At 72.7% G+C, this 14,401-nt stretch carries 12 protein-coding genes; 4 read left to right on the top strand and 8 right to left on the bottom strand.

The genetic code is table 11. The features are described from left to right. Nucleotides 1-8: 8 nt before the first annotated feature. The gene (locus AB0O01_RS05380) at nucleotides 9-1,226 is read right to left on the bottom strand and encodes a PP2C family protein-serine/threonine phosphatase (RefSeq protein ID WP_365311105.1); all 1,218 of its coding nucleotides are present in this window, start codon (nucleotides 1,224-1,226) and stop codon (nucleotides 9-11) included. Between the two features lie 226 nt (nucleotides 1,227-1,452). Here AB0O01_RS05380 and AB0O01_RS05385 point away from each other — a divergent pair, with 226 nt between their 5' ends. Then, nucleotides 1,453-2,697, top strand: coding sequence for a GNAT family N-acetyltransferase (locus AB0O01_RS05385; RefSeq protein WP_365311106.1), 1,245 nt, complete (start codon nucleotides 1,453-1,455; stop codon nucleotides 2,695-2,697). A gap of 76 nt (nucleotides 2,698-2,773) precedes the next feature. Here the strand turns inward: AB0O01_RS05385 and AB0O01_RS05390 are convergent, their stop codons facing one another. The 3 genes from AB0O01_RS05390 to AB0O01_RS05400 form a co-directional block, all read right to left on the bottom strand. Next, nucleotides 2,774-3,583: a DNA-formamidopyrimidine glycosylase family protein gene (locus tag AB0O01_RS05390; protein ID WP_365311107.1), complete on the bottom strand. Its 810-nt coding sequence runs from the start codon at nucleotides 3,581-3,583 to the stop codon at nucleotides 2,774-2,776. A gap of 46 nt (nucleotides 3,584-3,629) precedes the next feature. Continuing rightward, nucleotides 3,630-4,115 (bottom strand): ribose-5-phosphate isomerase, encoded by a 486-nt coding sequence (locus AB0O01_RS05395; RefSeq protein WP_365311109.1) that lies wholly within the window; start codon nucleotides 4,113-4,115, stop codon nucleotides 3,630-3,632. 142 nt (nucleotides 4,116-4,257) lie between these two features. Next, the gene (locus tag AB0O01_RS05400) at nucleotides 4,258-4,839 is read right to left on the bottom strand and encodes a biotin transporter BioY (protein ID WP_365311111.1); all 582 of its coding nucleotides are present in this window, start codon (nucleotides 4,837-4,839) and stop codon (nucleotides 4,258-4,260) included. A 342-nt stretch (nucleotides 4,840-5,181) separates the two neighbouring features. On the opposite strand from AB0O01_RS05400, the gene AB0O01_RS05405 reads away from it, so the two are divergent. Further along, a complete protein-coding gene (locus AB0O01_RS05405; protein WP_365311113.1) occupies nucleotides 5,182-5,823 on the top strand; it encodes a superoxide dismutase in 642 nt (213 codons plus the stop codon). A 115-nt stretch (nucleotides 5,824-5,938) separates the two neighbouring features. Here the strand turns inward: AB0O01_RS05405 and AB0O01_RS05410 are convergent, their stop codons facing one another. After that, entirely contained in the window at nucleotides 5,939-6,469 is a 531-nt protein-coding gene (locus AB0O01_RS05410) for a hypothetical protein (RefSeq protein WP_365311114.1), read from the bottom strand. Beyond that, nucleotides 6,466-7,134 carry a DsbA family protein gene (locus AB0O01_RS05415; protein ID WP_365311115.1) on the bottom strand — a complete coding sequence of 223 codons (669 nt, stop codon included), beginning with the start codon at nucleotides 7,132-7,134 and terminating at the stop codon, nucleotides 6,466-6,468. The genes AB0O01_RS05410 and AB0O01_RS05415 overlap by 4 nt, the downstream gene beginning before the upstream one ends. Nucleotides 7,135-7,272: 138 nt before the next feature. Between AB0O01_RS05415 and pepN the strand changes: the two genes are divergently transcribed. Together pepN and AB0O01_RS05425 are read left to right on the top strand one after the other, a co-directional pair. Continuing rightward, nucleotides 7,273-9,861: an aminopeptidase N gene (gene pepN, locus AB0O01_RS05420; RefSeq protein WP_365311116.1), complete on the top strand. Its 2,589-nt coding sequence runs from the start codon at nucleotides 7,273-7,275 to the stop codon at nucleotides 9,859-9,861. Between the two features lie 210 nt (nucleotides 9,862-10,071). Further along, nucleotides 10,072-11,157 carry a hypothetical protein gene (locus AB0O01_RS05425; RefSeq protein ID WP_365311117.1) on the top strand — a complete coding sequence of 362 codons (1,086 nt, stop codon included), beginning with the start codon at nucleotides 10,072-10,074 and terminating at the stop codon, nucleotides 11,155-11,157. A gap of 116 nt (nucleotides 11,158-11,273) precedes the next feature. Here the strand turns inward: AB0O01_RS05425 and AB0O01_RS05430 are convergent, their stop codons facing one another. After that, a complete protein-coding gene (locus tag AB0O01_RS05430; RefSeq protein ID WP_365311118.1) occupies nucleotides 11,274-12,464 on the bottom strand; it encodes a serine hydrolase domain-containing protein in 1,191 nt (396 codons plus the stop codon). Between the two features lie 125 nt (nucleotides 12,465-12,589). Continuing rightward, nucleotides 12,590-14,344 (bottom strand): TIGR03767 family metallophosphoesterase, encoded by a 1,755-nt coding sequence (locus tag AB0O01_RS05435; protein WP_365311119.1) that lies wholly within the window; start codon nucleotides 14,342-14,344, stop codon nucleotides 12,590-12,592. Between the last annotated feature and the right edge of the window lie 57 nt (nucleotides 14,345-14,401).

Raw genomic sequence — 14,401 nt, forward strand, 5'->3', positions numbered from 1 at the left:
AGGGCCGTCTAGGTCCCCTGGGTCCGGGGCGCTCCGGAGGACGCCGGAGGCGGGGGCGTGGCCGGGCCGCCGCCCTCGCGGCTGATCAGGAGCAGCGCGCGGTCGTCGTTGACGTCCTTGGCGACCGCCTCGATGAGATGCCAGGCGGCGCCGTGGAAGCCGCCCGCCACATAGCGGTCGGCCTCGCCGGTGAGGCGGTCGATGCCCTCCACGATGTCCCGTTCGGAGGTCTCGACCAGGCCGTCCGTGAACAGCATCAGGACGTCGCCGGGGCGCAGCGTGCCCTTGACCGGGTCGAACTGGGCGGCGTCGTACACCCCGAGGAGGGGGCCCTCGGCGGCCTTCTCCTCCCAGCGTCCGCTGCCCGCGCTGAGCTGGAGGCCCGGCGGGTGGCCCGCGGAGTACAGCTCGTAGTCCCCGGAGTCGAGGTCCAGGACGAGATGGATGGAGGTGGCGAAGCCCTCGTCCCAGTCCTGGCGGAGCAGATAGCCGTTGGCGGCGGGGAGGAAGGCGTGCGGCGGGAGGGAGCCGAGGAGGCCGCCGAAGGCGCCGGACAGCAGCAGGGCCCGCGAGCCCGCGTCCATGCCCTTGCCGGAGACATCGGTGAGGACGGCCTCCAGGGTCCGGCCGCCGTTGGTGCGGGCGGCGACCACGAAGTCCCCGGAGAAGGACTGGCCGCCGGCCGGGCGCAGCGCCATCTCGCGGTGCCAGCCCGCCGGGAGCTTGGGCAGCCTGCTCTGGGTGCGGATCCGTTCGCGCAGGTCGAAGAGCATGGTGCCGCCGCGCCGCCAGGGCACCCCGACGCGGCTGCGGAACTGGGCGATCAGCAGCCCGAAGAACCCGCAGGCGGCCACCACCAGCACCACACCGGGCGTGACCCGGGCGGGGCCCTCGGTGTACGGGCCGAGCTGGACGGACTCCAGGATCAGCGCGGTGGCCGCGCCCGCGTACAGCCCGAGCAGGCTGGCGGGGCGCAGCAGCAGGCCGCCCGCCACGATCGGCAGCACCAGCGCGGCCGGGGAGAACCAGACCGGGTTGGCGAGGGTCATGGCGGTGATCACGGGGATGGTGAGCAGCAGTCCGACGAGGGCGATCCAGTCGGAGCCGTCGCCGCGGAAGTAGTCCACGGCGCTTCTGCGCACGCCGACGCGGGCCCGGTGCCACTGCATCTTCAACCGGGCCGGGAACGTCTCGGCCGCCGCGCGCCGCTCTCGTCCTGCTGCCATTAGTTCGGGACCCTATCCATCGGACCGGCCGCCCGGTACGGGAGGTCCCACTTGTCCCCCGTCCGAGGCTCGACTTCACAGTGAACTTCACGGAAAGCCGTCGCGCCGCCCTCAGGGGGAAATTCCCTGGCTCGTCCGGCAATGCCCTGGTAGGCATGGGTTCATGGTGAGTATGGCGAGCAAGGCGAGTGGCACGACGACGGCTGGTGCGGGTGCCCCTGCGAGCGTGGCGCATCTTCGGGTGCCGCACAAGGACGACAAGGACGAGATCTCCCGTTGGTACGACACCTTGATCCGCGCGTTCGGCGGGGTGCCGGAGGCGGCGGAGGAGCGGGAGCTGTGGGACTCCCTGATCGAGACGGAACGTTCCCTCGGGGCGTGGGACGGCGATGAGGTGGTCGGGACGGCCGGGGCGTTCGCGTTCCGGGTGACCGTGCCGGGCGGGGCGTCGGTGCCCGCGGCGGGGGTGACCATGGTGAGCGTGGCCGCCACCCACCGGCGGCGCGGGGTGCTCACGGCGATGATGGGGCGCCAGCTCGCCGACATCCGGTCCTGGGGCTGGCCGCTGGCGCTGCTGACGGCCTCCGAGCCGGGGATCTACGGCCGGTTCGGCTACGGCATCGGCTCGCACTCGCTGAGCCTGACCGCCGAGACCCGCCGGGTACGGCTGTCCGTCCCGCCGGGGACGGATGACGTACGGCTGCGGTACGCGGCGCCCGGGGAGGTGCTCGCGGCGTGCGAGGCGGTGTACGCGGCGAAGGTGCCGGGGCGGGTGGGGATGCTGGCCCGGCAGCCGGGCTGGGAGCGGGTGCCGCTGCTGGACCCGGAGAGCGAGCGCGAGGGGGCCTCGCCGCTCCAGTGCGTGGTCGCGGAGGGGGCGAAGGGGGAGATCGTCGGGTACGCCCGGTTCCAGGTGAAGCCGGGGTGGGAGACGGCCGGGCCGAACGGCGTGGTGCGGCTGCGGGATGTGGAGGCGCTGGATCCGGCGGCGTACGCGGCGCTGTGGCGGTTCCTGTTCGACATCGACCTCACCTCGACGCTGGAGGCGCGCGGGCGCCCGGTGGACGAGCCGCTGCTGCATCTGGCGTCGGACGTGCGGCGGTTGGGGGTCCGGATGAAGGATTCGGCGCATGTCCGGCTGGTGGACGTGGGCGCGGCGCTGGCGGCCCGGACGTACGCGGTGCCGGTGGATCTGGTGCTGGACGTGGAGGACGCCTTCTGCCCCTGGAACGCGGGGCGCTGGCGCCTCACCGGGGACGCGGGCGGCGCGTCCTGCGAGCGCACCACGGACGCCGCGGACCTGGCGCTGCCGGTGCGGGCGCTGGGGTCGGCGTATCTGGGCGGTACGTCGCTGGCGGCGCTGGCCGGGGCCGGGCTGGTCCGGGAGGCGCGGGACGGGGCGCTGGCGGTGGGGTCGGCGGCGTTCGGACCGGGCGGCGGACCGGCGCCGTGGCTGCCGCACGGGTTCTGAGGGACGCCGGTGCCCCGGCTGCCGCGCGGGTTCTGAGGGGAGCGACCCCGCGTTTCTGAAGGGGTCGGCCCCGGGTTCAGCGGGACTGGCAGGTGGGGCACCAGAAGAGGTTGCGGGCGGCGAGGTCGGCGGTGCGGATCTCGCCGCCGCAGAGATGGCAGGGCTGGTGCGCCCGCCGGTAGACGTACACCTCGCCCCCGTGGTCGTCCACGCGGGGCGGGCGGCCCATCGCCTCGGGGGTGTGCTCGGCGCGGACGGTGTCGATGCGGTTGAGGCGGACGCCCTCGCGCATCAGGGCGACCAGATCGGCCCAGATCGCGTCCCACTCGGCGACGGTGAGGTCCCGTCCGGCGCGGTAGGGGTCGATGCCGTGCCGGAAGAGCACCTCGGCGCGGTAGACGTTGCCGACCCCGGCGATGACCTTCTGGTCCATGAGCAGCGCGGCGATCGTCGTACGGCTGCGGAAGATCCGCCGGTGAGCGGCGCCCGGGTCGGCGTCCGCGCGCAGCGGGTCGGGGCCGAGCCGGTCGTGGACGGCCCGCTTCTCGGCGTCGGTGATCAGGGCGCAGGTGGTCGGGCCGCGCAGATCGACGTACGCGGTGTCGTGGGCGAGCCGCAGCCGGACGGTGTCGGTGGGCGGGGGCGCCGGGGCGGCGCCGAAGTTGACCTTGCCGAAGAGGCCGAGGTGGATATGGACCCAGTCGGCGTCACGGAAGCCCAGGAAGAGGTGCTTGCCGTGGGCGTCGGCCGCTTCCAGCGGCGTACGGTCCAGGAGGGCGGCGGCGTCGCTGAACTTGCCCTGGGGGCTGCTGACCCGTACCGGGCGCCCGGCGAAGGCGGCCCGGTAGTCCTGGGCGAGCCGATGGATGGTGTGGCCCTCCGGCACGATCCCGTCTCCTGTCCCGGCCGTCCGTCCCGCGTCCCGCCCGGCCTCAGTCCTGCGGGTGGTGGGCCGGGATCGGCGGGAGGTCGCCCGTGGTCTCGTAGTCGGAGAGCATGTCGATGCGCCGGATGTGCCGCTCGTCGCCGGAGAACGGGGTGGCGAGGAAGGTCTCGACGAACGCCGTGGCCTCCGCCTCCGAGTGCATCCGGGCGCCGACCGCGACCACGTTGGCGTTGTTGTGCTGGCGGCCGAGCGCCGCGGTCTCCTCGCTCCAGGCGAGCGCCGCGCGGACGCCCTTGACCTTGTTCGCGGCGATCTGCTCGCCGTTGCCGGAGCCGCCGATCACGATGCCGAGGGCGTCGGGGTCCGCGGCCGTGCGCTCGGCGGCGCGCAGGCAGAAGGGCGGGTAGTCGTCCTGGGCGTCGTAGAGGTGCGGCCCGCAGTCCACGGGCTCGTGGCCCGCCGACTTCAGCCATTCGACGAGGTGGTTCTTGAGTTCGTAGCCAGCATGGTCGGAGCCGAGGTACACGCGCATGGGACGAGTGTGACACGGGGAGGGGGTGGGGGCGCGGGAGGGGGTGGGGGGTGGGGTGCGTTGGCGGGTGCGGCGACGCTGTGGCTGGTCGCGCAGTTCCCCGCGCCCCTGTGCTGCCGGGGTTGAGGTGGCCCCGGCGTCGTCAGTCGCGCTTGGTCAGCTTCCAGGCCAGGGGCAGTGCGCCCATGGCCAGGGCCGCCTTGAGGGCGTCGCCGAGGAGGAACGGGGTCAGGCCCGCGGCGATGGCGGCGGTGAGGGACATGTCCGCGGCCAGGGCGAGGTAGGGGACGCCGACGGCGTAGATGACCGCCTCGCCCAGCACCATCGCCCCCGCCATCCGCAGCGGTGAGCGGTCGGCGCCGCGGCGGGCCAGGGCGCCCACGGCGGTGGCGGCGAGGAGCATGCCGATGACGTAGCCGAAGGACGGGGCGGAGACCCCGCTGCCGCCCTCGGCGAACCAGGGCACGCCCGCCATGCCGACCAGCGCGTACAGCGCGAGCGAGAGGAAGCCGCGGCCGGCGCCGAGGGCGGTGCCGACCAGCAGGGCGGCGAAGGTCTGGCCGGTCACCGGGACCGGGGAGCCGGGCACCGGGACGGCGATCTGGGCGGCGATGCCGGTGAGGGCGGCGCCGCCCGCGACGAGCGCGATGTCACGGACGCGGGAGGCGGGGAGCAGGTCGGCGAGGACCAGGCCCGGACGGGCGGTGGTGGCGGCGGTGGCCATGGGGACTCCGCGGGGTGAGGGCAGTTGGGGACATCGTGACGCTATCCCAGCGGTTGAGCGGCGATCACCGTTCGCAGACGACAAAGGGGGTGTCCGCCTCTTGGTGGGCTCCGCACAAAGAATGCGGGATACACCCGGGTGGACGTGATGCCGGTCACGGTGGTGGGGACGGTCGGATCACATGAGTGCCGAGGGCAGGGGTCTGTGGGATCCCTCCAAGAGGGGGCGGGGCCCCTCGTCCGGACGGGGAATCCCGGCGCGCGTCCCGACCGCCCGTCCGCCCCCTCCTGCTGCTAGCGTGCACTTGCAAGGATTTTGCAATAACAGGTCGGAGGGGACCGCATGCCCGTCTATACGCTGCCTGAACTGCCGTACGACTACTCCGCGCTCGCCCCGGTGATCAGCCCCGAGATCATCGAGCTGCACCACGACAAGCACCACGCGGCGTATGTGAAGGGGGCGAACGACACCCTGGAGCAGCTCGCCGAGGCACGGGACAAGGAGACCTGGGGCTCCATCAACGGCCTGGAGAAGAACCTGGCCTTTCACCTCTCCGGCCACATCCTGCACTCCATCTACTGGCACAACATGACCGGCGACGGCGGCGGCGAACCGCTGGCCGCGGACGGTGTCGGCGACCTCGCGGACGCCATCGCCGAGTCGTTCGGCTCGTACGCCGGTTTCAAGGCCCAGCTCACCAAGGCCGCCGCCACCACCCAGGGCTCCGGCTGGGGCGTCCTCGCCTACGAGCCGCTCAGCGGCCATCTGATCGTCGAGCAGGTCTACGACCACCAGGGCAATGTCGGCCAGGGCTCCACCCCGATCCTGGTCTTCGACGCCTGGGAGCACGCCTTCTACCTCCAGTACAAGAACCAGAAGGTCGACTTCATCGACGCGATGTGGGCCGTCGTCAACTGGCAGGACGTGGCCCGGCGCTACGAGGCCGCCAAGTCCCGCGCGAATGTGCTGCTGCTGGCGCCGTAGCCGCCCCCGAGCGCCCTGCCTCGTGATCGTCTTCTCACCGCTCACCCGGCAGGCGGAAGAAAGGGAGCCCCCGCGAGGACGTGACTCGCGGGGGCTCTCCCCTGCCCGGGGCCGGTCAGTCGACCCCGCGCAGATAGATTCTCGCCCGGTCGCCGTCCAGCGGGGCGACGGTGACCTCCAGGGAGTTGAGATCACCGCCGCAGGGCGCGCACACCGGCCCGGTGGTGACCTCGTCCAGCGTCTCGGGCTCGGGCAGCCCCAGATGGGCGAATGGGGTGGTGGGCCGGTACTCGGCCGCCGTGAACGCCGCCTCGGCCCGCCGGACGAGCGGCTGCTCGGGCGCCAGGCCCGCCACGAACCGCCCGGTCTCCGCCTCCGGCAGGACGAAGGCCAGCAGCAGCCCGTCGTCCTGGAAACCGCGCTGCACCGCCGCCGTCCGCTCGGTCGCCGTCCCCGGGACCGTCACCCGGAGCAGTTCGGCGACCCGCGCGAACGTGACGCCCTCCGCCCAGTACGGGGCCTCCTGCCGCCCCGACGCCCGGTCACCGGAGCCGTCGGCGCCGCCGCAGGCCGCGAGGGTCAGGGCGGCGAGGGCAACGGTGGTGGCGGTGGTGAGGTGGCGGGGCGGGGTCCGGGGGCCGGTCACAGGTTGCTGAAGTCCGGGCCCTTGGTGCGGGTGCGCTTCAGTTCGTAGAAGCCGGGGACCGAGGCCACGGCGAGGGTGCCGTCCCAGAGGCGGGCCGCCTCTTCGCCGCGGGGGGCCGGGGTGACGACCGGGCCGAAGAAGGCGACCTCGGTGCCGTCGGGGCCGGGGACCGAGATCACCGGGGTGCCGACCTCCTGGCCGACCTTGTCGATGCCCTCCTTGTGGGAGGCGCGGAGTTCCGTGTCGTAGGTGTCCTGGTCCCACTGGTCGACCAGGTCCGCCGGGAGGTCCGCGTCGGCGAGGGCGGCGGCGATGCTCTCGCGGTTGACGCCGAGGCCCTCGTTGTGGAAGCGGGTGCCGAGGGCGGTGTAGAGCCTGCCGACGACCTCGTCGCCGTAGCGCTGCTGGGCGGCGATGACCACGCGGACCGGGGCCCAGGTGGAGCCGCCGGGGCGCATGTTCTCGGCGTACTCCTCGGGCAGCTCGTCGAGCCGGTGCTCGTTGAGGACCGCCAGGCTCATCACATGCCAGCGGACCTCGATGTCCCGGACCTTCTCCACTTCCAGGACCCAGCGGGAGGTCATCCAGGCCCAGGGGCACACCGGGTCGAACCAGAAGTCGACCTGGGTACGGGGGGTGGGGGTGGCGGAGGGGGGCGTGGGCATGGCTCTCCTTGGGGAAGGTGGGCTGTACCGGGCGCAACACCACCCCTCACCACCGCATTCCCGGGTGCCCCCGGTCAGGGGCACATGGCAGGATCGGGCCTGACCGCACAGCGAACAGCAGCCGAGGGAGTACCGCCCGTGCCCGGTGAGAATCTGACCCGTGACGAGGCCCGGGAGCGGGCCGCCCTGCTGTCCGTCGACGGGTACGAGGTGTCGCTCGACGTGCGTTCGGCGCTGGGCGAGCACACCGGGGAGGGGCCGCGGACCTTCCGCTCGGTGACCACGATCCGGTTCCGCTGCGCCGAGCCGGGCGCCAGCAGCTTCGCAGATCTGGTGGCGCCCGCCGTCACCGCCGTCTCCCTCAACGGGCGCGATCTCGATCCGGCCGAGGTGTTCGACGGGACCCGGATCGCGCTGGAGGACCTGGCCGCGGACAACGAGCTGATCGTGGACGCGCGGTGCGCCTACTCCCGTACCGGTGAGGGGCTGCACCGGTTCGTGGACCCCGAGGACGGCGAGGTGTACCTGTACACCCAGTACGAACCCGCCGACTCGCGCCGGGTCTTCGCCAACTTCGAGCAGCCCGATCTGAAGGGGCCCTTCCGGTTCGAGGTGCGGGCGCCGGAGGAGTGGACGGTGTGGAGCAATGGCGCCGGGACGCTCACCGACGGGGTGTGGCGGTTCGCGGAGACCCGGCCCATCTCGACGTACATCACCTGTGTCGTCGCCGGTCCGTATCACTATGTGACGGATTCGTACGAGCGGGTGTTCGAGGACGGGGGGAGGGTGGAGATTCCGCTGGGCGCCATGTGCCGCAAGGGGCTCGCGCCCTACTTCGACGCCGACGACATCTTCCTGATCACCAAGCAGGGGCTCGATTTCTTCCACGACCACTTCGACTACCCGTACCCCTTCGGGAAGTACGACCAGGCGTTCGTGCCCGAGTACAACCTCGGGGCGATGGAGAACCCGGGGCTGGTGACCTTCCGCGAGGAGTACATCTTCCGGGGGAAGGTCACCCGCGCGTCCTACGAGGGCCGCGCCAACGTCATCCTGCACGAGATGGCCCACATGTGGTTCGGCGACCTGGTCACCATGGAGTGGTGGGACGACCTGTGGCTCAAGGAGTCCTTCGCCGACTTCATGGGCGCCTTCTCGCTGGTGGGGGCGACCCGGTTCAAGGACGGGTGGATCACCTTCGCCAACCGGCGGAAGGCGTGGGCGTACCGCGCCGACCAGCTTCCCTCCACCCACCCCGTCACCGCCGACATCCGCGACCTCCAGGACGCCAAGCTCAACTTCGACGGCATCACCTACGCCAAGGGCGCCTCGGTGCTGAAGCAGTTGGTGGCGTACGTCGGTCAGGACGCCTTCCTGGAGGGCGCCCGCCGCTACTTCAAGCGGCACGCCTACGGCAACACCCGTCTCGGTGATCTGCTGTCCGTGCTGGAGGAGACCAGTGGGCGGGACATGGGCGCCTGGTCCGCCGCCTGGCTCCAGACCGCCGGGGTCAACTCCCTCACCCCGCAGACCCTGCTGACGCCCGAGGGGCGGATCGGCGAGCTGGCGGTGGTGCAGGAGGCGCCCGAGTCGCATCCCCGGCTGCGCCCGCACCGGGTCGCCATCGGGCTCTACCGGCGTACGGACGGGGGCGCGCTGGAGCGGTACGCCCGCGCCGAGGTCGACGTCGACGGGCCGCGCACGGTCGTCACCGAGCTGGCCGGGGCCGAGGCGCCCGCGCTGGTGCTGGTCAACGACGACGATCTGACGTACTGCAAGATCCGCTTCGACGCCACCTCGCTGGCCACCCTGCGGGAGTCGCTCGGCACGATGACGGACCCGCTGGCGCGGGCCCTGTGCTGGACCGCGCTGTGGAACATGACCCGGGACGCGCTGCTGCCCGCCCGGGAGTTCGTCGCCCTGGTGCTGCGGTTCGCGGGGCGCGAGAGCGACATCGGCGTCCTTCAGATGCTGCACGCCTGGGCGCAGTCCGCGCTGGTCCACTACGCCGCGCCGGAGTGGCGGGCGGAGGGCGGGGCGCTGTTCGCCGAGGGCGCGCTGCGGGAGCTGCGGGGGGCCGAGCCGGGCAGTGAGCACCAGCTCGCCTGGGCGCGGTGCTTCGCCGCGGTGGCCTCCGGGGAGGGGGATCTGCTGTTGCTGCGGGGGCTGCTGGACGGGGTGGAGAAGGTGGACGGGCTGGAGGTGGACCAGGAGCTGCGCTGGGCGTTCCTGGAGCCGCTGACCGTGCACGGGGTGGTCGGGGAGCGGGAGCTGGCCGCGGAACTCGCCCGCGACGACACGGCGTCCGGCAAGCGGCACCAGGTGCGGTGCCTGGCGGCGCGGCCGTCGGCGGCGGTGAAGGCGCAGGCGTGGGCGCAGGTCGTGGAGTCGGACGCGCTGTCCAACGCGCTGGTGGAGGCGACGATCGCGGGGTTCGAACAGCCGTCGCAGCGGGAGTTGCTCGCGCCGTATGCCGAGAAGTACTTCGCGGCGATCGAGGGGGTGTGGGCGGAGCGGTCCATTCAGATCGGGGTGGATGTGGTGCGGGGGTTGTTCCCGGGGCTGGTGGATACGGAGGGGACTGTGGGGGCTGCGGATGCGTGGCTCTCCGCGCATGCCGGGGCCGCGCCCGCGCTGCGGAGGCTGGTGCTGGAGGCTCGGGATGATCTGGCTCGGGGGCTTCGGGGGCAGGCTTGTGATGCGGGGGGCGCGGACTCGGAGGGGTGAGAGGGGTTGCGGGGCGGGTGCGGGTGCGTGGGGGCTGGTCGCGCAGTTCCCCGCGCCCCTAGAAGATCCGGCGTTGCCCCTTACGGCGTCGAAAAGTGCCGAGGGTTTTCGGCAGCCGAACATTCGTCCTTTAGTGTTGGGTTGTCCTGATTTGCCGACGACTGTGTAACAGGGGTTAAGGAGGGGAGGGGTCGCGGGAATCCCCGGGGCATGAACCACGACACCCCCCTCCCCCCGTCCCAGGTCTCCCCCGCCTCCCCCCTCACGCCCCGCCCGCTCGGCCAGTTGGACGCCTCGCGGCGCCGGGTGCTGACCGCGGGGCAGTTGCGGGCGCACGGGGTCTCCGCCGCCGAGGCCCAGGCGCAGTGCCGCGCCGGGGGCGCCTGGCGGCAGTTGCTGCCCGGGGTCTTTCTGCTGCACTCCGGGCCGCCGACGAGCGAGGAGCGGCTGCACGCGGTGCTGATGTACGCCTCGCGTGAGCCCGTACCCGTGGTGCCCGCGCAGCCGGGGGCACCGGGGACGCAGCCCTCGGCGGCGTACTCCGAGGTGATGATCACCGGGCTTGCCGCGCTGAATCTGCACGGGTTCACCGCCGCGCCCCCGCTGCCGGCGCTGGAGCAGATGGATGTGCTGGTCTCCCGGATGCGGCGGCTGCGCTCCACGGGCACCGCGCGGATCGTCCGGGCCGCCGCGCTGCCGACGCCCCAGCAGCGCACCGGGCTGCCGGTCGCGCCGGTGCCGAGGGCGCTGGCGGACGCCGTGGCGCAGTTGACGGACGCGGGACTGGTGCGGCGGCTGCTGACGGAGGCGGTGCGCGGCGGGTACTGCGAGCCGGGCGCGGTGGTGCGGGAGCTGGATCAGGCCAAGCTGCTGGGCCGGGCGCATGTCGTGGACGCGGTGGACTCGCTGCTGGCGGCGGGCCGGGCGATGGCGGAGGAGCGGCTGTACCGGATGGTGCGGGAGTTCGGGCTGCCGGACCCGGTGTGGAACGTGGATCTGCGGCTGCCGGGCGGGCCGCAGCTCGGCGGGGTCGACGCGTTCTGGCCGGACCAGTCGGTCGCGGTCGAGCTGGACACCCGGGCGCCGCGGCCGGGCGATCCGCAGGACGAGGACGCCCTGTGGTCCGAGTACGCCCGTAAGCGCGAGCATCTGGAGCGGCTCGGGGTCACGGTCGTCCACCTCACCCCGCGCAAGCTGCGCGACGCGATGGAGCAGCAGGCGACGGTGGTGCGGACGGCGCTGATGACGGCCGGGGAGCGGGAGCCGGCCGCGTATGTGGTGGTGCTGCCCAGATGACGGGAGCGGGGTGGTGTGGGCGCCGGGCGTCACGGTGGGCTGTCTCCGTGGCGCCCGGCGCCTTTGGGTTTCACGGTGGGCTCGGTCTCCGTGGCGCCCGGTGTCCTCGGGTGTGGTCAGTCGGCGCAGTACTCGGCTTCGATGATGGACTGGGTGTCGCCGGTCCAGTCGGCGTTGAGGTTGAGGGCGAGGCTGTGCTTGCCGTCGCCGGTGGTGTAGGACTCGGAGGTCGAGCCGTGGATGCCGCCGCCGTGGCCCCAGACGGTGGTGCCGCAGGACAGGTCCTGCTTGATCAGGCCGAGTCCGTAGGTGGCGTTGGGGATGCCGGGGGCGACGATCGTGGTCTTCATCGCCTTGAGCTGCTCGGGCGGGAGCAGCTTGCCGCGCAGCAGGGCGCTCATGAAACGGTTGAGGTCGTTGTTGTCGGAGACCATCTCACCGGCCGCGCCAGCCGCGGACGGGTTGAAGACGGTGACGTCGTAGGACCGGCCCTCGGACGTCTCGGCCAGCTTGGAGTAGGCGCGGCTGTGCGGGGTGCCGAGGGTGGGGCGGCCGGCCGGGACGAAGGTGTCGTCCAGGTCGAGGGGTTCGACGATGCGGTCGTCGATCGCTTCGCCGTACGGGCGGCCGGTGACCGCCTCGATGACCATTCCGGCCAGGATGTAGTTGGTGTTGGAGTAGCTCCAGGAGGAGCCGGGGGTGAAATTCGGCTCGTGCCGCATGGCGACGGCGACGAGTTCCTCGGGGGCCCAGGTGCGGTAGCGGTTCCGGTCGAAGCCCTCCTTGAGGAAGATCTCGCGGGCGAAGGGCTCGTCCGAGGTGTAGTTGAAGATGCCGCTGGTGTGGTTGAGGAGCTGGCGGACGGTGATGTTCCGGCCGTCGTTGCCGTTGCCGGTGACCAGGCCCGGCAGCCAGGTGTCGACGGTGTCGTCGAGGTCGAGTTCGCCCTCGGCCTCCAGTTGCAGCAGGACGGTCGCCACGAAGGTCTTGGTGATGCTGCCGACGCGGTAGCGGTCGTCGGCGGAGCGGGGGGCGCCGGTCCTGAGGTTGCCCACGCCCTCGGTGGCCCGCCAGGTGCCCTCGGTGTCGCGGGCGATGGCCGTCACGCCGGGCACTCCGCCCTGCACGACGGCGCGCATGGCGTCGCGTGTCGCGGAGTGGGTGTCGCCTCCGGCGCTGGTGCTGGTGCTGCCGCTGCCGCTGCCGCTGCCGCTGCCGGACGGTGCCGCGAACGCGGGGACGGCCAGGGCCAGCGACAGCGTGGCCGCGGTGGCCGCCACCAGGGTCGCCCGTGCACGTAGGGTCATGTCGTTCCCCCTTCTCGCCCGTGCGCCTGTCGCGCTCCGGGCCGTGATCTCGGTCGAGGGCGAAGACCTGAGGGGTTTCCTGAAGGTTGCTCGCCCCGGGCCGGTTGAGTGACTTTCGGCCGACCTCACGCCTTCCTCAGCACCAGTTCGGTGTTGCGGTCGCGGGCGCCGCCGTTCAGGTCGGTCCGGGCGCCGGGGGCGTTGAAGGAGAGTTCGCGGTACAGGGAGGCCAGTCCGGTCTGGGAGAGGTCGGTGAAGTCGGTGCGGTGCGGGGCGGCGGACTCGACGAGCGTGGTGAACAGGGAGAGTGTGCCGTCGTGGTTGTCGGCGACCTCCACGACCCGCGCGTGATGGGGGAAGTCCACGTGCGAGGCGGTGGAGATCTCCCAGAAGGACGACCGCCCGTCGGGGGCGCGGCGGGCGGTGATCGCGTTGCGGTGGATGTGCCCGTTCACCCAGGCCAGGACGGAGCGGTGGCGGTGGAGCAGGGCGAGGACCTCGGCCCCGTGGTGGCGGCGCTCGCCGGGGCGGGCGGGGTCGGGGCGGGGGTTGTCCATGGAGTCGCTGGTGTGGTGACTGAAAATGATCGCGTAGGAGTCGCTGTTCTCGGTGAGGGTGCGGTCGAGCCAGGTGAGCTGGGCGGTGCCGAGGGAGCCCTCGTAGTGGCCGCCGGCGTCGGTGGTGTCCAGGCTGATGCCGATGACGTCGTCGGCGATCCGGAAGGAGTAGTACTGCGTCCTCGCCGCGAGGTTGGCGGTGGAGTAGCCGTGGCCGACCGGGCCGGGGCCGGTGTGCTTCGGGTCGAGGTGGGCCCTGAGGTACTCGGCGGCGGTGAAGGGGGCGCGGCGCGGGTCCGGGGTGACGGGGCGCAGGTCGCGGGCGTGCGCCTTGAGCAGATCACGGAACCGGACGCCGATCGGGTCCTTGGCGGTACGGATGGCGTCCTGGAGCTTCTTCGCCTCGGCGGCGGGCAGGCTCATCAGCTTTCTGCCGCCGGTGGCGAAGTCGCGGAGGTAGGGGTCGCCGTGGCCGTAGCAGCCGAGGGGGAGGGAGTCGTGGTTGCCGACGGTGGAGTACCAGGGGATGGTCAGGCCGGGGCTGTTGACCTCGCGGCGGGCGGCGGTGAGGAAACCTTCCAGTCGGGGGAAGCCGCGCTGTTTGTCGGCGTCGCGGACGGGGGCGTCGGGCTGCCAGTACTGGGTGAGGCCGCTGTTCATGACGCCCTCGTAGCGGCGCGGGTCGCCGGAGTCGGGGGTGATCCGGCCGCCGCTCATGACCGTCAGGAACCATTCCAGTTCGGTGCCGCAGTTGTTGTCCGTGTTGTCGCCGGTGGTGATGGCGAAACGCAGGGGGGCGCCGGTGGCGGGGGCGGCGCGCAGCGCGTTGATCCGCTCCACCAGGGAGACCGCGCCCTGCACGGTGAGCGCCTCCTGCGGACGCCAGGCGTGCACATCGGCCGAGCGCAGGAACTCCAGGCGCAGCGGGTGCTGCACATCGAGGATGTGCAGATCGGTGACCTGGACGAAGGCGGCGAGCGGGGTACGGCGCTCCGCCCGCCCGGACTTGGCGGCGGCGAGGTCGGTCCGCAGGACCCGCCGCCACCCGGGACCGCTGGTCAGCCGCCGGTATCCGCTCCCCGGGCGGGGGGTGGAGGCGGTGACGAGGGTGGTGGGGGCGCCGCCCTGGGCGGTGGGTGCGGCCGGGGTTGTGGGTGCGGCCGGGGCTGCGGGGGCGGCCGGGGCCGCCTGGCTGTCGGTGGGGCGCAGGGCGTGTCCGATGCCTGCGGAGAGGGTCACCGCCCCGGCGGTGGCAAGGACGGCCCGGCGGTTGAGGGCGAGGCCCTCGGCGGCGGTTTCGGCGACAGAGCGTGTGCGCGGCATGGCGCGATCTCCCCGAGTGCGAACGCGTCGACGGTAAGGGCGGGGTCACCGGCTGCG

It is taken from the genome of Streptomyces sp. NPDC093252 (genome assembly GCF_040683675.1).
Lineage (GTDB): Bacteria > Actinomycetota > Actinomycetes > Streptomycetales > Streptomycetaceae > Streptomyces.

What these genes read in the sequence shown, in the direction of transcription:
- AB0O01_RS05380 (WP_365311105.1), bottom strand. Translation starts at nt 1,226, where the DNA reads ATGGCAGCAGGACGAGAGCGGCGCGCGGCGGCCGAGACGTTCCCGGCC.
- AB0O01_RS05395 (WP_365311109.1), bottom strand. Translation starts at nt 4,115, where the DNA reads ATGCGCGTGTACCTCGGCTCCGACCATGCTGGCTACGAACTCAAGAAC.
- AB0O01_RS05400 (WP_365311111.1), bottom strand. Translation starts at nt 4,839, where the DNA reads ATGGCCACCGCCGCCACCACCGCCCGTCCGGGCCTGGTCCTCGCCGAC.
- AB0O01_RS05405 (WP_365311113.1), top strand. Translation starts at nt 5,182, where the DNA reads ATGCCCGTCTATACGCTGCCTGAACTGCCGTACGACTACTCCGCGCTC.
- AB0O01_RS05415 (WP_365311115.1), bottom strand. Translation starts at nt 7,134, where the DNA reads ATGCCCACGCCCCCCTCCGCCACCCCCACCCCCCGTACCCAGGTCGAC.
- AB0O01_RS05425 (WP_365311117.1), top strand. Translation starts at nt 10,072, where the DNA reads ATGAACCACGACACCCCCCTCCCCCCGTCCCAGGTCTCCCCCGCCTCC.
- AB0O01_RS05430 (WP_365311118.1), bottom strand. Translation starts at nt 12,464, where the DNA reads ATGACCCTACGTGCACGGGCGACCCTGGTGGCGGCCACCGCGGCCACG.
- AB0O01_RS05435 (WP_365311119.1), bottom strand. Translation starts at nt 14,344, where the DNA reads ATGCCGCGCACACGCTCTGTCGCCGAAACCGCCGCCGAGGGCCTCGCC.